The organism is Cryobacterium sp. W22_MBD10_FK3 (assembly GCF_052113745.1).
Lineage (GTDB): Bacteria > Actinomycetota > Actinomycetes > Actinomycetales > Microbacteriaceae > Cryobacterium.
This window is the reverse complement of sequence record NZ_JBGQOH010000024.1, coordinates 32,693-53,908: the sequence shown is the minus strand read 5'-3', so window position 1 is coordinate 53,908 and position 21,216 is coordinate 32,693. Positions and strand designations below refer to the sequence as shown.

The window sequence follows — 21,216 nt, the reverse complement described above, 5'->3', positions numbered from 1 at the left end:
CGGCCGCTTTCGCGAGATGGCGCACCCGCGAGGTGACGCGTCACGAGGTGACGCATCGCGAGATGGCGCATCCGCGAAAGCGGAGCTGTGGTTGCTTCGCGGGTGCCGAGGTGACCGTTCGGCCGCTTTCGCGAGATGACGCATCCGCGAGGTGACGCACCGCGAGATGGCGCACCCGCGAGGTGACGCACCGCGAGATGGCGCATCCGCGAGGTGACGCATCCGCGAGAGCGGCCGTGTGGTTGCTTCGCGGGTGCCGTGGTGACCGTTAGGCCGCTTTCGCGACCGGAGCGGGCGCGGGCACGAGAAAACCGCCCGGGCGACCGTGGGGTCGACCGGGCGGCGGGAGCTGCGAGTGCGGGGTTAGCCGAAGCGGCCGGAGACGTAGTCCTCGGTGGCCTGCACGGTGGGGTTGGAGAAGATCGTGGTGGTGTCGTCGTACTCGATGAGCTTGCCCGGCTTGCCGGTGCCCGCGATGTTGAAGAACGCGGTGCGGTCCGAGACCCGGGAAGCCTGCTGCATGTTGTGCGTGACGATGACGATCGTGTAGTCGACCTTCATCTCCTCGATGAGGTCCTCGATCGCGAGGGTGGAGATCGGGTCCAGCGCCGAGCAGGGCTCGTCCATCAGGATCACGTCGGGCTGCACGGCGATGGCGCGGGCGATGCAGAGACGCTGCTGCTGGCCGCCGGAGAGGCTCGAGCCTGGCTTGTCGAGGCGGTCCTTGACCTCGTTCCAGAGGTTCGCGCCGCTCAGCGACCGCTCGATCAGCGCGTCGGCGTCGCTCTTGGCCATGCGCCGGTTGTTCAACTTCACGCCGGCGAGAACGTTGTCGCCGATCGACATGGTGGGAAACGGGTTGGGCCGCTGGAAGACCATGCCCACCTGGCGGCGCACGAGTACGGGGTCGACGCCGGGGCCGTAGAGGTTGTTGCCGTCGATGAGCACTTCGCCGTCGACGTGGGCGCCGGGAATGACCTCGTGCATGCGGTTGAGGGTGCGCAGGAACGTGGACTTGCCGCAGCCGGAGGGGCCGATCAGCGCGGTCACGGTGCGCGGTTCGATGGTCAGCGACACGCCCTCGACGGCGAGGAATTTGCTGTAGTAGACGTCGAGGTCGTTGACTTCAATGCGCTTGGACATGTGTTCCTTCGAATCTGTGGGAGCTGGAAAGTCTGGGCGGCGGCGTCAGCGGCCGAGTTTGGGGGAGAAGGCGCGGGCGACGAGCCTGGCCACGAGGTTCAGCAGCATCACGATCACGATGAGGGTGAGCGCACCGGCCCAGGCCCGGTCAATGTAGGCCTGTGAGTCGGCGCCCTGGCTGGCGTACTGGTTGTACACGAACACCGGCAGGGTCATCATCCGCTCGCTGAACAGGTCGTAGTTCATGCTGGCGGTGAAGCCGGCCACGATCAGCAGCGGCGCGGTCTCGCCGATCACGCGGGAGATCGAGATCATCACACCGGTGACGATGCCGGCCAGCGACGTCGGCAGCACGACCTTCACGATGGTCAGCCACTTGGGCACGCCCAGCGCGTACGCGGCCTCGCGCAACTCGTTGGGCACCAGCTTGAGCATCTCCTCGCTCGAGCGCACCACAACGGGGATCATCAGCACCGACAGGGCCACCGATCCGCCGAAGCCGAACCGGATGCCCGGGTCGTTGAAGAGCAGCGAGAACAGGGCGTAGGCGAACAGGCCGGCCACGATCGACGGGATGCCGGTCATCACGTCGACGAAGAAGGTGATGCCACGGGCCAGACGGCCGCGGCCGTATTCGGTGAGGTAGATGGCCGTGAGCAGGCCGATCGGCACCGAGATGATGGTGGCGAGCCCGGTCACGAACAGGGTGCCCACGATGGCGTGCAGGGCCCCGCCGCCGGCGCCGACGACGTTGCGCTGGGACTCGGTGAAGAAGGTGGGGGTGAGGAACGCGGGCAGCCCGTTGACGATGGTGGTGCCGACCAGGGAGATCAGCGGGATCAGCGCCACCACGAAGGCGATCGTCACCAGGGCGGTGACCAGGCGGTCCTTGGCCCGGCGGATGCCCTCGACGAAGTAGGAGAACAGGAACAGGGCGACGCAGTAGAGCACGGTGCCGAAGAACAGCGTGCCGGCCCAGTTGAAGCTCTCCGTGGCGCCGGACATGAAGACCACAGCGAAGAACGCGCCCACGACCACCCAGCTGGCGGCGAGCACCATCAGCGGCGAATGCTTGGGCAGTTTGCCCGCGGTGAGGGAGTTCGTGACGGGCGACGAGACGGTCATGGTGCTCATCAATTCGCTCCAGAGAAGGCCTTGCGGCGGTTGATGATCACGCGCGCGATCATGTTGACGATCAGCGTGATGATGAAGAGCATGAGGCCGGTGGCGAGCAGGATGTTGACGCCGACGCCGTGTGCTTCGGGGAAGTTCAGCGCGATGTTCGCGGCGATGGTGTTGGAGTTCTGCGAGGTGAGCAGCTGGAAGATCACCTCGGGGTTGGGGGAGAGCACCATGGCGACGGCCATGGTCTCGCCGAGCGCCCGGCCCAGGCCGAGCATCGCGGCGGAGATGATGCCCGCGCGGCCGAACGGCAGCACGGCCATGGTGATCATTTCCCAGCGGGTGGCGCCGAGGGCCAGCGAGGCTTCCTCGTAGAGCACCGGAGTCTGCAGGAAGATCTCCCGGCAGATGGCGGTGATGATCGGCAGCACCATCACGGCGAGCACGATGGCCACGGTGAGGATGGTGCGGCCGGTGCCGGAGACGGGGCCCGCGAACAGCGGGAACCAGCCGAACCATTCGACGAGGTTCGCGTAGAAGGGCTGCACCAGCGGGGCGAGCACGCCGATGCCCCAGAGGCCGAAGACCACGGAGGGGACCGCGGCGAGCAGGTCGATGAGGTAGCCCAGCCCCTGCGCGAGCTTGCGCGGGGCGTAGTGCGAGATGAACAGGGCCACGGCGATGGCGACGGGCACGGCCATCAGGAGGGCCAGGAAGGCCGACCAGACCGTGCCGAAGGCCAGCGGCGCCACGTAGGACCAGAAGTTGCTGAAGTCGCCCTTGAACGCGTCAGCGGGGGCCACGAAGGCGGGGATGCTCTGCACGAACAGGAACAGGGCCACGGCGGCCAGTACGGCCAGGATCAGACTGCCGGCCACCACCGTCGCGGTGGAGAAGATGCGGTCGCCCGGTCGTTCCTTGGCCTTGATCGCAATACGGTCAACTGCGCTCGTCATTCCGAGAGTCTCCCTGGAGGGGGTTGGTGATGCCGGTAAGGGTGGATCTAGAGCCGGACCCCACGCCTCAGTGTGCCCGACCGGGCGACCGCGTGCAACGCGATCGCCCTGCCGGGCAGTGGTACTGAAGCGAAAAGCTCAGCGGGTGTTGAGTTACTTGACGGTCTCGAGAACCGCGGCGACCTTGGACTGCAGGTCGGCGGACAGCGGTGCCGCTCCGGCGGATGCCGCGGCCTCGGCCTGGCCGGCCTCGCTGGCCATGTAGCTGACGTACTCCTTGACGAGGGCGCCCTGTTCGGCATCCGCGTACTCGGTGCAGACCAGCGCGTAGCTCACCAGAACGAGCGGGTAGTGCGTCGCGTCGGTGGTGAGGCGGTCCAGCTTGACGGCCAGGTCGTTGTCGGCGCGGCCTTCGACGAGCGGCGAACCGTCGACGACTGCTGCGGCGGCCTCGGCCGTGTACTCGACGAACTCGTCGCCGACCTTGATCTTGGCGACACCGAGGTCACCGGCGCGGGACGCGTCGGCGTAGCCGATGGTGCCGGTGCCGTTGGTGACGGCGTCGACGACACCGGAGGTGCCCTGGGCGCCCTCACCGGTGGCGTACGGGAACGGGTCGGCCGGCTTCTCGGTCCACACGTCGGGTGCGGCCTGGAAGAGGTAGTCGGAGAAGTTCTTGGTGGTGCCCGAGTCGTCGGAACGGTGCACGGCGGTGATCGGGGCGGACGGCAGTTTCGCGTCGGCGTTCAGCGCGACGATGGCCGGGTCGTTCCAGGTGGTGATGGCGCCGGAGAAGATCTTGGCCAGGGTGTCGGCATCCAGGTTGAGGTCGGTGACGCCCTCGACGTTGAAGATGACGGCGATCGGGGAGATGTAGACGGGCAGGTCGACTGCGGTGGTGTCGGGGGCGCAGGCGGCGAACGCGCCGGCCAGCTCCTCGTCGCTCAGGTAGGAGTCCGAACCGGCGAAGTCGGTGCCGCCGGCGATGAAGGTCTCGCGGCCGGCGCCGGAGCCCGACGGGTCGTAGTTGATGGTGACATCCGGGTTGGCCGTCTGGAAAGCGGAGATCCACGCTTCCTGGGCCGAGCCCTGCGAGGAGGCGCCCGCGGCGTTGAGCGTGCCGGTGAGGGTGCTCTCGGCGGCGTCGTCGGTAGCCGTGCTGCCGGCTTCGTTCGACGCGCAAGAGGAAAGAACGAGGGCTGCGGCAATAGCAATGACCGCGGGGCGGCCAAAACGCATGAGATTCACAAGGATCCTTTTCAGGTTGACTACAGGGAATGCGATCACAGGAGAATCCTGCGAACTTCGGGCCGGTGCTGGCCCTCGGTAGACGCTATTCCGTGTGGTTAACGACACTCCCCCTCCTTGGTGAACGGGAGGTGAACGACATCCGTCCAGTCGGACTCGCAACCGGCCCCGGGCGGGCACACGACAGCGCCCGCAGCCCCGGTGGGGGCGGCGGGCGCTGTTGGCGGCGGGCGCTGTTGGCGGCCTTAGACGCGCGGCGGGTGGCTTTCGATGGCCAGGATGCCCGCGCTCGGGTTGTCGCTGGAGAGGTGCACGACGGTGAACCCGGCGGGGGCCAGCGCCGCGGCGTTCGACAACTGATGGGTCATCGGGGAACCCGTCGCGAGGGCGATCTCGCGCAGGATGTCCGGCAGCACCGGACCGTGGCTGCACAGCACGGCGGTCTTGCGGGCGCGGATGCGCTTGCCCACGTTGTGCCGCACATCGCTCGTGCCGTTCTCCCAGGCGTCCTGGCTGATCAGGTCGGTGCGCTTGAACGGCACCCCGGTGGCGGCCGAGAGCGGCGCCACCGTGGTCACGCAACGGGTGGCGGTGCTGGTGAAGATGCGCTGCGGATGCCAGGCGCTCACCGTGCCCACCAGGGCGGCGGCCTGCTTCACTCCTCTTTCGCTGAGCGGGCGGGTCGCGTCGGGCCCCGACCAGTCGTGCGGAGCGGTGGCCTTGGCGTGCCTCAGCGCGATGATGGCGAAGGTGCTCGTGATGCCCTGGGCCACCAGGCGGGCGAACGCGTCGATGATCTCCACGTCGGGGGCGTAGCTGAGGTAGGTCCTGGCCTTCTTGATGGTCACCCATTCCAGGGCGGCCACCTCACCGTTGGGCACGAAGGTGGACTTGAGGATGTGCTCCGGCAGCACCTCGGCGGCCCAATAGTGCACGATCTTGGCCTTGCCGCCCGGCATCGCGTATTCCGAGATGCCCAGCGGCACGCCCAGGGCGATCGCAAGACCAGTCTCCTCCTCGATTTCCCGCACGGCCGTGACCGGCAGTGTCTCGCCGGGGTCGACCTTGCCCTTGGGGATGGTGATGTCGCCGTGCACGGTGCGGTGGATCAGGAGCACGTGCATCTTGCCGTCGATGAGGCGCCAACAGACCGCCCCGGCCGCGTAGACGGCACCGGAGTCACTCATCGGCGGCTGACCGGACGCTTACGCTGGCCGATTTGCTGCATCAGGCGGTTCTGCATGTCGTCCAACGCCTTGCCGTCGGCATCGAGATGGTGCCTGGTCCACTCGCCGTTCTCGTCCAGCCACCACGACGAGGTGCGCTCGTCCATGGCCCTGGTGAAGAGGGCGTCCACCTCGGCGAGGTGCCGCGGGTCCACGAGCCGCACCAGCGCCTCCACCCGGCGGTCGAGGTTGCGGTGCATCATGTCGGCGCTGCCGATGAATACCTGGGTCTCGCCGAGGTTGTGGAAGCAGAAGATCCGGGAGTGCTCGAGGTAACGGCCCAGGATCGACCGCACCCGGATGTTGTCGCTCATGCCGGGCACCCCGGGCTTGAGGCTGCAGATGCCGCGCACCCAGACGTCCACGGGCACGCCGGCCTGGCTGGCCCGGTAGAGCGCGTCGATGATGTCCTCGTCCACCATTGAGTTCACCTTGATGCGGATGCCGGCGGGCTTGCCGGCCAACGCGTTCGCGGTTTCGTCGGCGATGCGCTTGAGTAGCGCCTTCCGCAGGTGCAGCGGAGCCACCAGCAGGCGCTTGAACTTCTTCTCGATGGCGTAGCCGGAGAGCTCGTTGAACAGCCGGGTGAGGTCCTTGCCCACCTGGTCGTCCGCGGTGAGCAGTCCCATGTCTTCGTAGATGCGGCTGGTCTTGGGGTTGTAGTTTCCGGTGCCGATGTGGCTGTAGTGCCGCAACACGCCCTTCTCGTAGCGCACCACGAGGGCGAGCTTGCAGTGCGTCTTCAAGCCCACCAGGCCGTAGACCACGTGCACGCCGGCCTTTTCCAGCTTGCGCGCCCACGAGATGTTGGCCTGCTCGTCGAACCTGGCCTTGATCTCCACCAGGGCGAGCACCTGCTTGCCCGATTCCGCGGCGGCGATCAGCGCCTCCACGATCGGGCTGTCGCCGGAGGTGCGGTACAGGGTCTGCTTGATGGCCAGCACGTTCGGGTCGGCGGCGGCCTGCTCGAGGAACGCCTGCACGCTGGTCGCGAACGACTCGTACGGGTGGTGCAGCAGGATGTCGCCGCGGCCGATGGCGCGGAAGATGTCAGGTTCGTCGTTGGGTTCGCCGGTGAGCAGCTGCGCGGCGGTGGTGGGCACGTGCTTGACGTAGTGCAGGTCGGGCCGGTCGATGCGAAGGTCGAACAGGCCGCCGAGGTCCAGCGGTGCGGGCAGGCGGTACACCTCCTGCTCGGTGACGTCGAGTTCGCGCACGAGCAGGCCCAGCGTGACCTCGTCCATGTCCTCGGTGACTTCGAGGCGGATGGGCGGGCCGAACCGGCGACGCAGCAGCTCCTTCTCGAGCGCCTTGATCAGGTTCTCGGTGTCGTCCTCCTCGATGACCACGTCTTCATTGCGGGTGACCCTGAACACGTGGTGTTCGAGGATGTCCATGCCGGGGAAGAGGTCTTCGAGGTGGTTGGCGATGAGGTCTTCGAGGGTGATGAAGCGCACCTTGTCGACGGATTCGGTGCGGTCCACCCGCACGAAACGCGGCAGCATCGAGGGCACCTTGAGGCGGGCGAACTCCTGCTTGCCGGTCTTGGAGCTGTGCAGCCGCACCGCCAGGTTCAGCGACAGCCCGGAGATGTACGGGAACGGGTGCGCGGGGTCAACGGCCAGCGGCATCAGTACCGGGAAGATCTGGTTGCCGAAGTAGCCACGCAGCGACCGGCGGTCCACGTCGGAGAGGCTGTCCCAGGTGACGATGTCCACGCCGTGCTCGGCCAGGGCGGGCCGCACGAGCTCCTGGAACGCGTGCGCGTGCCGGTCCTGCAGCACGTGGGCGGCGGCGGAGATGTCGGAGAGCACGTCCTGCGGGGCGCGCCCCACATTGGTGGGCACGGCCAGGCCGGTCAGGATGCGGCGTTTGAGGCCGGCAACGCGCACCATGAAGAACTCATCGAGGTTGCTCGCGAAGATGGCGAGGAAGTTCGCCCGTTCGAGCACCGGCAGGGCGGGGTCCTCGGCGAGTTCGAGCACCCGCTGGTTGAAGGCCAGCCAGCTCAGCTCCCTGTCGAGGTAACGCTCACTCTGCAGTGCCGGATCGTTTTTGCCGATCTGAGGGTCAAAATCGTCGTCAAGTTCGCTTTCGAGACCTGACGTGCCTGGGATGTTGTCGCCGTCCATCTGTCCATCTTGACACCCGCCGCCGAGCGGGCGCGACGCCTACCGTGAACGGAACCTTAACGAGGCCAGCGGTGGTACTGCACATCCGAGGTGCGGTCAACGAATCCGAGGCTGCGGTACAGCCGCACCGGCCCGGTGCTCTCGGCTTCCACATACAGTTCCACGGCCGTGCAACCGCGCTGCCGCAGCCGGGCCAGGCCGGCCAGCATCAGGGCGCGGCCGATCCCGGCACCGGCGGCGTCGGGGTGCACCCCGAGCACGTAGATCTCGCCGAGCGCTGAGCCGGGTTCGATCTTCAGCCAGTTGTAGCCGAGCAGGCGACCGGGCGCGGCGTCGGCCGGCGCGGTCTCGCGCGCCAGCAGCAGGTCGCCGGCGTCGAACCAGGGCTCGGCCATCCGGTCGGCCAGGTCACCCTCGCTGATGGCGCCCTGTTCCGGATGCGTGGCGAAGACGAGGGCGTTCAGCCGCACCCAATCGGCGGTGTCGCCAGGTTCGTCAGCGGACCCGGCCCGGAACGCGGTGATCCCGACGCCGTCGGGCAGCACGGCGGCCGGCTCGGCGTCGGCGTCGGCGAGGGGGCGTTCCAGCTGCAGGAGGGTGCGTTTGGCGCTGAACCCGAATCGGTCGGCCAGGGCCCTGGCGCCCGGGTGGTCGCCGTGCGCCCACGCGGTCAGGTCGCCGGACATTCCGCCCTCGTCGTCGAAGAGGCGACGCAGCGCGGCGGTGGCGTGGCCGCGGCGGCGGTAGCGCGGATGAACGACGAGGTCGATTTCGCCCCGGCCGAAGACCGCGGCGCCGACGGCGTCTTCACCCTCGAGCAACAGCTGTGGGCTGCGACGGCCCGACCGGGCATCGAGCAGGGACTGCTCATTGAACGGGCGGTGACCATCCGTGTGCGCCGCGGCGTCGGCCACGTCGTGGAACCGCGCGGCAAAAGCCGAGTCGGAGAGGTCAGGCGCCGACAGAGTGCGGGACACGTTCGCCATCTTCCTCGTAGACATTGAAGCGGTAGCCGACGTTCCGCACGGTACCGATCAGGGATTCCTGGTCGCCGAGCTTGGCGCGCAGGCGTCGCACGTGCACGTCGACGGTGCGGGTGCCGCCGAAGTAGTCGTAGCCCCACACCTCGCTGAGCAGCTGCTCGCGGGTGAACACCCGCGACGGGTGCGCGGCGAGAAAGCGGAGCAGCTCGAACTCCTTATAGGTGAGGTCGAGCGGCTTGCCGTGCACCTTGGCCGAGTAGCTGGCCTCGTCGATGACGACACCGGCGGCGCGGATGGTGGGGGAGGGTTCGTTGTGCGGGGTGCGACCGGCTGCGAGGCGGATGCGCGCGTCGACCTCGGCGGGTCCGGCGGTGTTGAGCACCACGTCGTCGACGCCCCAGTCGGGGCTGACCGCGGTGAGACCGCCCTCGGTGATCACCAGGAGCAACGGAACACTGCTGCCGGTGGTGCGGAGGATCTGGCAGAGCGACTTGGCCGCCATCAGATTGGTCCGTGCATCGACCAGGATCAGATCGGAATCGGGCGCGGTGATGAGCTGATCCGGCTGTGCCGGAATGAGTCGTGTGCTGTGCGACAGCAACGCCAGGGCGGGAAGAACTTCGTCGTTCATTGCCGAGGTTAGGATCAACAGCTGCGCCACGCAGGTCCTCCAAGTATCGTGCGCCCCATACTAGCGTGCCACGGAAAGAGACTCGGGCGTGCAGAATGGGACAGTGAGCTGGAAGCGTTTGAGTGTAGTGATGATCTGGCTGGTCGCCGTCATCTGTGCCGTACTGACCGGCGTCCTTGTGGCCCCCGAGAACAGGCTCGTCTGGATCAGCCTGTCGCTGGCCGGGTGCACCATCCTCACTCTCGCCGCGCAACTGTCCACCGGGCAGAAGGAGGGGTACGTGCACAGGGTCACGCTGAGCCTGGCGGGCGCCGTCATCATCCTCGGCGCCGCGACCGGGGTGTTCGCCCTGTTCGGCCTCGTATAACTCTTCGGTACGCCTGGCCGCTTCCCGCCGGTCAGAGGCTAGAGTTGGGGCATGTCAACGCTCGCACTCGAAATCCTGTTCCTGGGCCTCCTCGCGCTGGCCAGCCTGTCGATCGCCTGGGTATCCGGCATCGTGCTGTTCAAGCTGTTCCGGGGCCAGCGGTAACCGAGCGTGTACGAACTCCCGGTCGGCCTGCCGTCCGAACTCGTTCCGCTGTCCTGGCTGATCGGCGTCTGGGAAGGCTCGGGGATCCTCGACTACACGGTCGACGGCGAGAAGGTCACCCGGGAGTTCGGGCACCGGATCAGTTTCAGCCATGACGGCCTGCCGCACCTGAACTACAGCTCGTACACCTGGCTCGAGCCCGAGCCTGTCGCTGCGGATGCCGCCGCCCCCGTCCTGCCCGCGCCGGCCGGCCCGCCGATCCCGTTGATGACCGAAACCGGCTACTGGCGACTCAGCCGCCCCCAGCAACCCGGCGACCCCGGCCCGGGCCTGTTGCCCGGTACCGGTGCGGCGCCGTTCCAGACCGCTGAGGCGGTCGAGACGCTGCGGAACGCCGACGGCGGTTTCGACATCGAGGTGAGCCTGGTGCATCCGGGCGGCACCATGGAGCTCTACCTCGGCCAGGTGAAGGGTCCCCGCATTGACCTCGCCACCGACGCCATCGTGCAGACCAGCGGGGCCAAGTCGTATACGGCCGCCACCCGGCTGTACGGCCTCGTCGACAGTCACCTGCTCTGGGCGTGGGACATCGCCGCGCTCGGCCAGGACCTGCGCACGCATGCGTCCGGCCGGCTCAGCCGCGCCTCCTGACCGCCCCCGCTCGCCCCGCTCGCCCCGCTCACCCCGCTCGCTGCCGCTCGCTCACCCCGCTGTCGCCTCCACCGCGCCGTCTACGACATGGGTGGCCCATTTTTGCTAGTGGGACGGGCCCTCGCACTAGCAAAAATGGGCCAGTCATGGGATGGGCAGGCGGGATGGGCAGGCGGGACGGGCCGGCGGGACGGGCAGGCGGGGCGGGCCGGTGGGCGGGAATACCCGAGGGCGCACAGGCCGTTGGGTTAACATGGGCCCGCACGTCCCGCTGTCGACCGTTGGTCGGGCGGCCTGCGCCGACAGCCGTCAGCCGCTGTCACGAAGGAGAGCCCGATGTCACACACCATCCCATCCGCCCTGCTCGAGCTGGACGGCGCCGTGCAGGCCGAAGGCATCGATGCCGGCGTCGCCGCCCACTACGGCAACCCGAACGCCGAACAGCGCCGGCTGCTGGCCGGAGCCGCGGTCGTCGACCTGTCGCGCCGTGGGGTGCTCTCCATCAGCGGACCCGACCGGCTCACCTGGCTGAACTCGATGTCGAGCCAGGAACTGCGCGGCCTCACCCCCGGCCAGTCCACCGAGACCCTGCTGCTCGACCCGGCCGGTCACCTCGAGTACGCCATCGCCCTGCTCGACGACGGTGTGGAGAGTTGGCTGCTCATCGAGGCCGCCGAGCTCCCCGGACTGCACGCCTGGCTCGACCGGATGCGCTTCACCCTCCGCGTGCAGGTCGTCGACCACACCCTCGCGTATGCCACCATCGGCACCATGGCCGCAGATCCCGCCGCCGTCGCGCTCACCGCGGCGAGCCCGAACGGGGTGCCGCTGGTCTGGACCGACCCGTGGACCGAGGTCGCACCCGGCGGCTGGCAGTACGCCACCGGCACCAGCCACCCCGGCGCCGACTGGCGTTGGAGCGAGGTCCTGATCGACCGGTCCGCGTTGCCCGCCCTGCGCGACGCCGCCGCTGCCGGCACCGTCGCCGCGGCCGGCCTGCTGGCCCTCGAGGCGCTGCGTATCGCCGCGTGGCGGCCCCGCGGCGCCCTCGACGCCGATGAGCGCACCATCCCGCACGAACTGGACTGGCTGCGCACCGCTGTGCACCTGAACAAGGGCTGCTACCGCGGCCAGGAGACCATCGCGAAGGTGCACAACCTCGGTCACCCCCCGCGCCGGCTGGTGCTGTTGCACCTGGACGGCTCTGATTCGGTGCTGCCGGCGCACGGCGACGAGGTGCAGGGCGACAGGTTCGTCGCGGGCGGGGAACCGGAACGCCGCACCGTGGGCAGCATCACCTCCAGCGCCATCCACTACGAGCTCGGACCGATCGCGCTCGCGGTTGTCAAGCGCACGGTGCCGGGCACTGTGACCCTGCACGTGCTCTCCCAGGGCCTCTCGATCACCGCCAGCCAGGAGGTCATCGTGCCGGAGTCGGCCGGATCGGTCGCCGAGATCCCCCGGTTGCCGCGGCTGGGCGTGCGCGCTCCACGCGGCTGAACACGCCGCATCCGGCGGGACTTTCGTCACGCCCTCCGGTGCGGCGTGTCCAGGTGCGCCTCGCTAGAGTTGGAGCATGTCTGCTCCCTATACCCTCATCCTCCTCCGCCACGGCAACAGCACCTGGAACCAGCAAAACCTCTTCACCGGTTGGGTGGATGTGCGTCTGAGCGACCAGGGCCGGGCCGAGGCGCTGCGCGCCGGCGAGCTGCTGGCCGAGTCCGGCCTGCTGCCGGACATCCTGCACACCTCGGTGCTCACCCGCGCCATCCAGACCGCGAACATCGCGCTCGAAGAAGCCGACCGCCTGTGGATCGACGTCAAGCGCTCCTGGCGCCTCAACGAGCGCCACTACGGCGCCCTGCAGGGCCTGGACAAGGCCGAGACCCTGGCCACGTACGGCCCCGAGCAGTTCCAGACCTGGCGCCGTTCGTTCGACGTGCCGCCGCCCCTGCTCGACGACTCCTCCGAGTGGTCGCAGGCCAACGACGCCCGCTACGCGGACCTCGGCGACGACCTGCCCCGCACCGAGAGCCTCAAGGACGTCATCGCGCGGATGCTGCCCTACTGGGAGTCCGACATCGCGGCCGACCTCCGCACCGGCAAGACCGTCCTCGTCACCGCGCACGGCAACTCGCTGCGTGCACTGGTCAAGCACCTCGACGGCATCTCCGACGCCGACATCGCCGAGCTGAACATCCCCACCGGCATCCCGCTGGTCTACCGCCTCGACGAAGACCTCAAGCCGATCGGTGCCGGCGAGTACCTCGACCCCGCTGCTGCCGCTGCCGGCGCCGCCGCCGTCGCGGCCCAGGGCAAGAAGTAACACGCACTCACCAACAGAAAAAGCCCCCGTCAGCTGACGGGGGCTTTTTCGTGGATGGCGAGGGTCGATACCTACGCGTCGGTCGGCGCCGGCTGGTGCCAGTCGCCGGTGCCCAGGTACTGCACCTTCTTGGCGATCGACACGGCGTGGTCGGCGAAGCGCTCGTGGTACCGGCTGGCGAGCGTGGCGTCGACGGTGTCGGCGGCCTGGCCCTTCCAGGTTTCGCCGAGCACGGCGTCGAACACGCTCAGGTGCAGCGCATCCACCTTGTCGTCCTCGTTGCGGATGGCCTCCGCCAGCGCCATGTCTTCGGTGGTGAGCAGCTCGGCGAGCATCTTGGCGATCTTCACGTCGAGGGCGCCCATCTCGGCGAACGTCGGGCGCAGGCTCTTGGGGATCACCTTGTCGGGGAACCGGTACCGGGCCAGCTGGGAGATGTGGGTGGACATGTCGCCCATCCGCTCGAGCGAGGCGCTGATGCGCAGCGCGCTCACGACGATCCGCAGGTCACGGGCAACCGGCTGCTGCCGGGCGAGGATCGTGATGGCCAGCTCGTCGAGCTGCACGGTGAGCTCGTCGATCTTGTCATCGTCGGCGATGACCTGTTCGGCCAGCGCCACATCGGACTTGTTGAAAGCCTGGGTGGCCTTCTCGATCGAGATGGCCACCAGGCGCGCGATCTCGGCGAGGCGGTCCTGCACCTCGGCGAGCTCCTGCTGAAATACTTCACGCATATGTCTGTGGTCCTTCCTGGTCGCGCCAAAGCGCGCGAACGCATGAGACCCGCCTGGCCCCCGGCCAATACTGGCGAACGCAGGTTAACGGCAGGTGCCGTGCGACTGAACAGTTACCAAAGTACCGTGTGCTCACCCTTGCCGTCGTGAATGACCCGTGCCAGAGTCACTAATCTGGTGAAATGGAATCGACCTGGCTTGTGTTGCTGTCTCTGGCACTGGGCCTCACCGTCGGTGCCGGCTTCGTGACGCTGCTCTACGTCGCGGAGCGGCACGGCAAGCGGGCCGCCGAGGTGGTCAACCCGGCGGTTCCCGACGGCATCGACCAGGTTCTCGACGCGCTCGAGAGCGCGGGCGTCGTGCTCGACCCGTCGAACAACGTCATCAAGTCCTCGCCGGGGGCGCTGAGCATGGGCCTGGTCGTGAACGACCAGATCGCGCATCCGGAGCTGCTCGATTTGGCCCGCGGCGTGCGCCGCACCGGCGAGTCGGTCTCGGAAGACCTGGTGCTCTCCAGGGGTCCGTTCGGCGACGCGAGCATGCATCTGCGGGTGCGGGTGGCCCGGCTGGGCTCGCGATACGTGTTGTTGCTCGCCGAGGACCGCACCGAGGCGTTCAGGCTTGACGAGGTGCGTCGGGACTTCGTGGCCAACATCAGCCACGAACTGAAGACCCCGATCGCTGCCGTCGGGCTGCTCGCCGAAGCGCTCGGCCACGCCGCCGACGAACCCGCGCAGGTGCGCCGGTTCGCCGACCGCCTCACCACCGAGGCCGGCCGGCTGGCCAGGCTCACCCAGGAGATCATCGAACTGTCCAGGCTGCAGGCCCAGGATGCCCTCCGGCAGCCGGAACTGCTCGACATCGACGACATCGTGGCCGCCGGCATCGACCAGAACCGGGTCGTGGCCGATGCCGACCGCATCACCATCGCCGTGGGCAAGAAGTCCCGCGCCAAGGTCTACGGCGACGAGAGGCTGCTCGTCATGGCCGTGCACAACCTGGTGGCGAACGCGGTGCATTACTCGGCGCCGGGCTCCAGGGTCGGGGTGGGATCCCGCGTGAACGACGGCGTGATCGAGATCACCGTCACCGACCAGGGCGTCGGTATCCCCGAGAGCGACCTGGACAGGATCTTCGAGAGGTTCTTCCGCGTGGACCAGGCTCGTTCACGCAACACCGGCGGCACCGGCCTCGGCCTGTCCATCGTCAAGCACGTCGTGCAGATCCACGGCGGCGACATCCGGGTCTGGTCACAGCCCGGCCATGGCTCGACCTTCACCATCCGCCTGCCAGAGGCGACCCACCCCGCGTCAGCGGCGACAGGAGACACCCCATGACCCGAATCCTTCTTGTTGAAGACGAGCAAGCGCTGAGCGAGCCGCTGAGCTTCCTGCTCGAAAGGGAGGGCTATGAGGTGACGGTGGCTGAGGACGGCCCGAGCGCGCTGGCCGAATTCGACCGGGCCGGCGCCGACCTGGTGCTGCTCGACCTGATGCTGCCGGGCATCCCCGGCACCGAGGTGTGCCGGGAGATCCGCACCCGGTCCGCGGTGCCGATCATCATGCTCACCGCCAAGGACTCCGAGGTCGACATCGTGGTGGGCCTCGAGTTGGGCGCAGACGACTACGTCACCAAGCCGTACTCGACCCGGGAACTGCTCGCGCGCATCCGCGCGGTGTCCCGCCGGCACACCGACCCGGCCGAAGAGGATGACGGCGTGCTCGCCGCCGGCACCGTGCGGATGGACATCGAGCGGCACACGGTGTCGGTGTCCGGCACCGTGGTGAACATGCCGCTGAAGGAATTCGAGCTGCTCGAGTTCCTGCTGCGCAACGCCGGCCGGGTGCTCACCCGTGGGCAGCTGATCGACCGGGTGTGGGGCACCGACTACTTCGGAGACACCAAGACCCTCGACGTGCACATCAAGCGCATCCGCTCACGCATCGAGGCGATCCCGTCGGAGCCGACCATGCTCGTCACCGTGCGCGGTCTGGGCTATCGCTTCGAGGCCTGACCCCGCCCGGGGGCGGACATCCGCCCCCAGATACGTCAAAATGCCCCTTGGCTCACGCTCAAGGGGCATTTTGTCGCGACTCGGGGGCTGCGCGGGTTACGGGGCCGTGGTGGCTTCCGGTGTGGCCGCATCCGTGGGCACCGGTGTCTCGGCGGCAGGCTCCGTCGGGGTCACCGTAGGAACCGGTGCCGGAGTGGGTACCAGCGTGGAGTACTCCGGGAGGGTGCCGTCGAGCACGGGAACCAGCAGCTCGATGCCGGTGAGGTCGCCGTACTGGAAGAACACCGGGAACAGTGATCCCGCGGAAGCGTTGAGGCTCTCGACGGCGACACTCTCGCCGCCGGGAATCCCGAATTCGGTGGTGGCGTTCGCGTCGATGGTGACGGTCTTGTCGACCTTCTCGCCGGCACCGTCGTACTGCACGAGCAGCTCGATGTCGTCGTCGCCCCCGTTGACCACGTGCACGACGAGGTTGGCGTTCTCGCCGTCATCGGTGATCAGCATGGCGTTGCGGATCGCGAGATCGCCGAGGTTGCCGCTGACGCCGTCGCTGGCGTCGTAGTGGATGGTCGTCGCCTGGGGGGCGAACAGATTGCAGCCGCTGGTGCCCAACAGGATGCCGGCCGCCACAACGACGGTTGCCATGGTTCGCGCTCTCACAAGACCTCCACAAGAGTTCAGCGTTCAGCCCAAGTGGCGTGAACGCTGCAGATTTCCGTTGAGTTTACCTTACGGAACGGCCCGGCCCGGTGCGCCCATGCTGCACGGGAAATACGACCCCCGAAGGGGCTGGGGGAGGGGTGGTATCATAGACGTTGCTGAAGGGATATCAATACATGTTATTTGAAGTCGGCGAAACGGTCGTTTATCCCCACCACGGCGCTGCGACGATCACCGAGGTGAAAACTCGCATCATCAAGGGTGAAGAAAAACTGTATTTGAAGCTCAACGTCACCCAGGGTGACCTCACCATCGAGGTTCCCGCTGAGAACGTCGACCTGGTCGGTGTGCGCGACGTGATCGGACAAGACGGCCTTGATCGCGTCTTCGAAGTGCTCCGGGCTCCCTTCACCGAGGAACCCACGAACTGGTCCCGCCGCTACAAGGCCAACCTGGAAAAACTGGCCAGCGGCGATGTCATCAAGGTGTCCGAGGTCGTGCGCGACCTGTGGCGCCGCGATCAGGACCGCGGCCTCTCGGCCGGGGAGAAGCGGATGCTTGCGAAGGCGCGGCAGATCCTCATCTCCGAGTTGGCTCTGGCCGAAAAGACCGACGAAGACCGGGCCTCCGGCATGCTCGACGAGGTGCTCGCCTCGTAGGTCGGTGTGTACTGCGGCAGGCGGCGCCAGACGGTGCCGCCTTTCGCACGTTCCGAGCAGCACCGCCCAGCAGCACCGCCCCGCACAGCAGCACCAGCACCAGCACCGATCCTTCCCACCCCGCTTCACCGCGCCCCACCAGATAGCCTCCAGACATGACGCAATTCCCGGTTCCCGCCGTCGCGGTCATCGTTGTCGCCGCCGGCAGTGGCAGCCGGCTCGGCCGCGACCAGCCCAAGGCCTTCGTGCCCCTGGGTGGCCGCCCCATCCTCGAGCACGCCCTGACCGGGGTGTTCGGCCTGGCCGAACCGGCCCAGGTGATCGTCGTGGCGCCCGCGGCCCAGCTCGCCGATGCCCGCGCGATCGCCACGGGCGTCGCCGGTGCCGCGGCAGGCTACCTCGACATCGTCGCCGGGGGAGAGACCAGGCAGTCCTCCGTGGCCCTCGGCCTGGCCCAGGTGCGCACCGGCGTCACCGTGGTGCTCGTGCACGACGCCGCCAGGGCGCTCACCCCCGCCGCCCAGATCGACGCAGTGGTGGCCGCCGTGCGCGCCACCGGCCACGGCATCGTGCCCGGCCTGCCCGTGGTCGACACCATCAAGCGCGTCGACGCGGCCACCACGATCCTGGGCACCGTCGACAGGTCGCAGCTCTCCGCGGTGCAGACCCCGCAGGGCTTTCCCCGTGCCATGCTCGACGCCGCGTTCGCCTGGGCCGCCACTCTGCCGGCCGCGGATGCGCAGGATCTCACCGACGACGCGGCGCTGGTCGCCGCGGCCGGCAACACCGTCAGCGTCATCCCCGGCGAGCCGCTGGCCTTCAAGGTGACCACGGCATGGGACCTGCGGCGGGCCGAGCTGCTGCTCGGCGCGGATGCCGCGGCACCGGCATCCGCCGAGCCCCGCGTGGGCACCGGCCTGGACGTGCATGCCTTCGACGAGAGCTCAGCGCTGTGGCTGGCCGGCCTGCACTGGCCGGGGGAGCGGGGCCTGTCCGGGCACAGCGACGGTGACGCCGCCGTGCACGCCATCTGCGACGCCCTGCTCGCCGCCGCGGGCCTGGGCGACATCGGCCAGGTCTTCGGCACCGCCGACCCGCGCCTCACCGACGCGCACGGCGACGTGTTCCTCACCGAGACCCTGCGCCTGGTCACCGAGGCCGGCTACAGGGTCGGCAACGTCACCGTGCAGATCATCGGCAACCGGCCCAAGCTGGCCCCGCGCCGGGTCGAGGCACAGGAACTGCTCTCCGGCATCCTGCACGCCCCGGTGTCGGTGTCGGCCACCACCACCGACGCGCTCGGGTTCACCGGACGCGGCGAGGGCATTGCTGCGTTGGCCACCGCACTGCTCCTGCCGGAACAGGTCCTACCGGGGCAGGTCCACCAGGGCATCCGACCGGCTCTCGCCTAAACTGAACCAGTGAGCATGCGACTATACGACTCGAAGGCCCAGGCCCTTCGCGATTTCCTGCCGATCGTTCCGGGCAAGGTAGGAATCTACGTCTGCGGACCCACCGTGCAGTCGTCCCCCCACATCGGCCACCTCCGGAGCGCCCTGGTCTACGACCAGCTGCGCCGCTGGCTCAGCTACCGGGGCAACGACGTCACCTTCATTCGCAACGTCACCGACATCGACGACAAGATCCTGCTGAACGCCAAGGGCACCACCGAAGCGTGGTGGGCGCTCGCCTACCGCTACGAGCTCGAGTTCACCGCGGGTTACCAGCGCCTCGGCATCCTCGCGCCCACCTACGAGCCCCGGGCCACCGCCAGCGTGCGGGAGATGCAGGACATCATCGGCCGCCTGATCGACAACGGTCACGCCTACCCGGCCGCCGACGACTCCGGCGACGTGTACTTCGACACCCGCAGCTGGCCCGCGTACGGCGAGCTGACCCGCCAGAATCCCGACAACATGGAGGCGGCCACCGACGCCGACCCGCGCGGCAAGCGCGACCCGCGCGACTTCGCCCTGTGGAAGGGGCACAAGGCCGACGAACCGGCCACGTCGGCCTGGGTCTCCCCGTGGGGCTCCGGCCGGCCCGGCTGGCACATCGAGTGCTCCGCCATGGCCGCCCGCTACCTCGGCCCGCAGTTCGACATCCACGGCGGCGGCCTCGACCTGCGCTTCCCGCACCACGAGAACGAGTTGGCCCAGTCCACCGCCGCCGGTGACGCCTTCGCGAACTTCTGGGTGCACAACGGCCTGGTCAACACCAACGGCCAGAAGATGTCCAAGTCGCTCGGCAACTCCGTCTACGCGGCCGAACTGCTCGACCAGGCCCGCGCCATCGTGGTGCGCTACTACCTCGGCGCCGCGCATTACCGGTCCACCCTCGACTTCCACGAGGGCTCGCTGGCCGAGGCCGAGGCCGCCCTCGAACGTATCGAGAGTTTCCTCGACCGCGCCGACCGTCGTCTGGCCGACACCCGCTTCGCCGGGTCCGGCGTCGAGATCGTGCCGGATGACTTCGCCACGGCAATGGACGACGACCTCGCGGTGCCGCAGGCGCTCGGCGTGCTGCACGACACCGTGCGTGCGGGCAACGCTGCCCTCGACGCCGAAGACCTGCACGCGGCCGCGGCCGCGCGCGGTCAGGTTCTCGCGATGAGCGAGGTCCTCGGCATCAACCCCCTGTCGCCCGGCTGGGCCGTGGCAACAGACGAACCCGCCATGGTGGCCCTCACCGCCCTCGTCGAGCGCCTGCTCGACGACCGGGAGACCGCCAGGCAGAGCCGCGACTACGCGGCCGCAGACCGTATCCGGGACGAGCTCGTCGCCGCCGGCATTACCATCGAAGACACCCCGTCGGGTGCACATTGGAGTTTTGACTGATGAAGAACACAGATCGCAAGTCGCGCACCGGCGCGGTGCGCAAGGGCAGCAGGGGACCGCAGGTCGGTTCCGGCGGCCAGGGCCGTCAGGCCCTCGAGGGCAAGAAGCCCACCCCCAAGGCCGAAGACCGTCCGTACCACCCCGCGGGTAAGGCCAAGGCCGCCAAGGACCGCTTCGCTGCGGCCGGCGGCGGTCGCAGCCGGGCTCCGGGCGCATCGGGCGCCCCGCGCACCGGCCGCAACACCGGCACCGGCAACACCGGCGGCGGCGGCTCGTCCACCCGCAAGGCCAAATCGGATGCCGAGTTCGAGGTCGTCACCGGCCGCAACTCCGTGCTCGAGGCGCTGCGCGCCAAGATCCCCGCCTCGGCGCTGTACGTGGCGACCCGCATCGAAATGGATGACCGGGTCAAGGAAGTCCTCAAGCTCGCCACCACCCGCAACATCCCGGTGCTCGAGGTCATGCGCCCCGAGATCGACCGGCTCTCCGGTAAGGACGCCGTGCACCAGGGCCTCGCGCTCAAGGTTCCCGCGTACGAGTACGCGCACCCGATCGAGCTGCTCGACCTCACCATCAGCCGCGGCCACAAGCCGCTGTTCGTGGCGCTGGACGGCATCACCGACCCGCGCAACCTGGGTGCCATCATCCGCTCCACCGCCGCGTTCGGCGGCCACGGCGTCATCGTGCCGCAGCGCCGTTCGGTGGGCGTCACCGCGTCGGCGTGGAAGACTTCGGCCGGTGCGGCCGCGCGTCTGCCCGTGGCCATGGCTCCCAACCTCACCCAGACGCTCAAGGCGCTCAAGGAGCGCGGCATGCTCGTGATCGGCCTCGACGGCGGCGGCGACACGCAGCTGCCCGAGCTGGGCATCGGCTACGCCGAACGCCCGATCGTCGTGGTCGTCGGCAGCGAGGGCAAGGGCCTGTCCCGCCTCGTCACCGAAACCTGCGACGCCATCGTGTCGATCCCGATCAACGCGAACACCGAGTCGCTGAACGCCGGGATCGCCGCCGGTGTCACGCTGTACGAGATCTCCAAGCTGCGCGCCGAGGCGCTCGCGGCCAAGGTCGCCAAGGCTGCGGCGGCCGCCCAGGCCTAAGCGCCGGCTCGCTCGCTCGAACGGCGCAGATCGTCCCTTAGCGGGCGGTCTGCGCCGTTTCTTATTGGTGGCGGGGTGCTGCGGTCCGGTTCAGGGCGTGCTGAGTAAAGGGATGCGGGCGCGCCGGTGGATGCCGCGGGTTTCCGTCCCCCCCGACACCTGGCGTGCCAGACCATGGGCCAGCGACCGCGAGATGCCACGTGCGGCCAGTTGCGGCGCCCTCAAGGGGCCTCAACTGTCATCCCGCCCGGGATAACTCTCGCGA

Annotated in this window: 20 protein-coding genes; 10 read left to right on the top strand and 10 right to left on the bottom strand. The window is 68.5% G+C overall.

Annotated elements, in window-relative coordinates:
- Window positions 1-363: 363 nt before the first annotated feature.
- The 8 genes from pstB to ACEN2M_RS16725 form a co-directional block, all read right to left on the bottom strand.
- Window positions 364-1,143: a phosphate ABC transporter ATP-binding protein PstB gene (gene pstB / locus ACEN2M_RS16760; RefSeq protein ID WP_441649281.1), complete on the bottom strand. Its 780-nt coding sequence runs from the start codon at window positions 1,141-1,143 to the stop codon at window positions 364-366.
- A 45-nt stretch (window positions 1,144-1,188) separates the two neighbouring features.
- Window positions 1,189-2,277 carry a phosphate ABC transporter permease PstA gene (pstA, locus tag ACEN2M_RS16755; RefSeq protein WP_441649280.1) on the bottom strand — a complete coding sequence of 363 codons (1,089 nt, stop codon included), beginning with the start codon at window positions 2,275-2,277 and terminating at the stop codon, window positions 1,189-1,191.
- Window positions 2,277-3,221, bottom strand: coding sequence for a phosphate ABC transporter permease subunit PstC (gene pstC, locus ACEN2M_RS16750; RefSeq protein WP_441649279.1), 945 nt, complete (start codon window positions 3,219-3,221; stop codon window positions 2,277-2,279). Before pstC ends, pstA begins: the two co-directional genes overlap by 1 nt.
- A 153-nt stretch (window positions 3,222-3,374) precedes the next feature.
- Window positions 3,375-4,469, bottom strand: a complete 1,095-nt coding sequence (gene pstS, locus ACEN2M_RS16745) for a phosphate ABC transporter substrate-binding protein PstS (protein ID WP_441649278.1) — start codon at window positions 4,467-4,469, stop codon at window positions 3,375-3,377.
- A 245-nt stretch (window positions 4,470-4,714) separates the two neighbouring features.
- A complete protein-coding gene (locus ACEN2M_RS16740) occupies window positions 4,715-5,656 on the bottom strand; it encodes an NUDIX hydrolase (RefSeq protein WP_441649277.1) in 942 nt (313 codons plus the stop codon).
- A complete protein-coding gene (locus ACEN2M_RS16735) occupies window positions 5,653-7,827 on the bottom strand; it encodes an RNA degradosome polyphosphate kinase (RefSeq protein WP_441649276.1) in 2,175 nt (724 codons plus the stop codon). Before ACEN2M_RS16735 ends, ACEN2M_RS16740 begins: the two co-directional genes overlap by 4 nt.
- A 56-nt stretch (window positions 7,828-7,883) precedes the next feature.
- Entirely contained in the window at window positions 7,884-8,804 is a 921-nt protein-coding gene (gene mshD, locus ACEN2M_RS16730) for a mycothiol synthase (protein ID WP_441649275.1), read from the bottom strand.
- Window positions 8,779-9,471: a winged helix-turn-helix transcriptional regulator gene (locus ACEN2M_RS16725; protein ID WP_441649274.1), complete on the bottom strand. Its 693-nt coding sequence runs from the start codon at window positions 9,469-9,471 to the stop codon at window positions 8,779-8,781. Before ACEN2M_RS16725 ends, mshD begins: the two co-directional genes overlap by 26 nt.
- A 100-nt stretch (window positions 9,472-9,571) precedes the next feature.
- Here ACEN2M_RS16725 and ACEN2M_RS16720 point away from each other — a divergent pair, with 100 nt between their 5' ends.
- From ACEN2M_RS16720 to ACEN2M_RS16705, 4 genes are all read left to right on the top strand, one after another.
- Window positions 9,572-9,808: a hypothetical protein gene (locus ACEN2M_RS16720; RefSeq protein WP_441649273.1), complete on the top strand. Its 237-nt coding sequence runs from the start codon at window positions 9,572-9,574 to the stop codon at window positions 9,806-9,808.
- Window positions 9,809-9,979: 171 nt separating this feature from the next.
- A complete protein-coding gene (locus ACEN2M_RS16715; protein ID WP_441649272.1) occupies window positions 9,980-10,624 on the top strand; it encodes an FABP family protein in 645 nt (214 codons plus the stop codon).
- A gap of 336 nt (window positions 10,625-10,960) precedes the next feature.
- Window positions 10,961-12,124, top strand: a complete 1,164-nt coding sequence (gene ygfZ, locus ACEN2M_RS16710) for a CAF17-like 4Fe-4S cluster assembly/insertion protein YgfZ (protein ID WP_441649271.1) — start codon at window positions 10,961-10,963, stop codon at window positions 12,122-12,124.
- Between the two features lie 76 nt (window positions 12,125-12,200).
- The gene (locus tag ACEN2M_RS16705) at window positions 12,201-12,950 is read left to right on the top strand and encodes a phosphoglyceromutase (protein WP_441649270.1); all 750 of its coding nucleotides are present in this window, start codon (window positions 12,201-12,203) and stop codon (window positions 12,948-12,950) included.
- Window positions 12,951-13,021: 71 nt separating this feature from the next.
- Here the strand turns inward: ACEN2M_RS16705 and phoU are convergent, their stop codons facing one another.
- Window positions 13,022-13,684, bottom strand: coding sequence for a phosphate signaling complex protein PhoU (gene phoU, locus ACEN2M_RS16700; RefSeq protein WP_441649269.1), 663 nt, complete (start codon window positions 13,682-13,684; stop codon window positions 13,022-13,024).
- Between the two features lie 182 nt (window positions 13,685-13,866).
- On the opposite strand from phoU, the gene ACEN2M_RS16695 reads away from it, so the two are divergent.
- On the top strand, window positions 13,867-15,021 hold the full coding sequence (locus tag ACEN2M_RS16695) for a sensor histidine kinase (protein WP_441649268.1): 1,155 nt from the start codon (window positions 13,867-13,869) through the stop codon (window positions 15,019-15,021).
- Entirely contained in the window at window positions 15,018-15,698 is a 681-nt protein-coding gene (locus tag ACEN2M_RS16690) for a response regulator (RefSeq protein WP_441649267.1), read from the top strand. The genes ACEN2M_RS16695 and ACEN2M_RS16690 overlap by 4 nt, the downstream gene beginning before the upstream one ends.
- A 96-nt stretch (window positions 15,699-15,794) precedes the next feature.
- On the opposite strand, the gene ACEN2M_RS16685 is transcribed toward ACEN2M_RS16690, so the two are convergent.
- Window positions 15,795-16,343 (bottom strand): hypothetical protein, encoded by a 549-nt coding sequence (locus ACEN2M_RS16685; RefSeq protein WP_441649266.1) that lies wholly within the window; start codon window positions 16,341-16,343, stop codon window positions 15,795-15,797.
- Window positions 16,344-16,534: 191 nt separating this feature from the next.
- Between ACEN2M_RS16685 and ACEN2M_RS16680 the strand changes: the two genes are divergently transcribed.
- The 4 genes from ACEN2M_RS16680 to rlmB all read left to right on the top strand — a co-directional run bounded on the left by ACEN2M_RS16680 (window position 16,535) and on the right by rlmB (window position 20,951).
- Window positions 16,535-17,017 (top strand): CarD family transcriptional regulator, encoded by a 483-nt coding sequence (locus ACEN2M_RS16680; protein ID WP_441649265.1) that lies wholly within the window; start codon window positions 16,535-16,537, stop codon window positions 17,015-17,017.
- Between the two features lie 155 nt (window positions 17,018-17,172).
- Entirely contained in the window at window positions 17,173-18,429 is a 1,257-nt protein-coding gene (ispD, locus tag ACEN2M_RS16675) for a 2-C-methyl-D-erythritol 4-phosphate cytidylyltransferase (RefSeq protein ID WP_441649264.1), read from the top strand.
- Window positions 18,430-18,438: 9 nt separating this feature from the next.
- A complete protein-coding gene (gene cysS, locus ACEN2M_RS16670) occupies window positions 18,439-19,854 on the top strand; it encodes a cysteine--tRNA ligase (RefSeq protein ID WP_441649263.1) in 1,416 nt (471 codons plus the stop codon).
- A complete protein-coding gene (rlmB, locus tag ACEN2M_RS16665) occupies window positions 19,854-20,951 on the top strand; it encodes a 23S rRNA (guanosine(2251)-2'-O)-methyltransferase RlmB (protein WP_441649262.1) in 1,098 nt (365 codons plus the stop codon). Before cysS ends, rlmB begins: the two co-directional genes overlap by 1 nt.
- Window positions 20,952-21,216 lie beyond the last annotated feature (265 nt).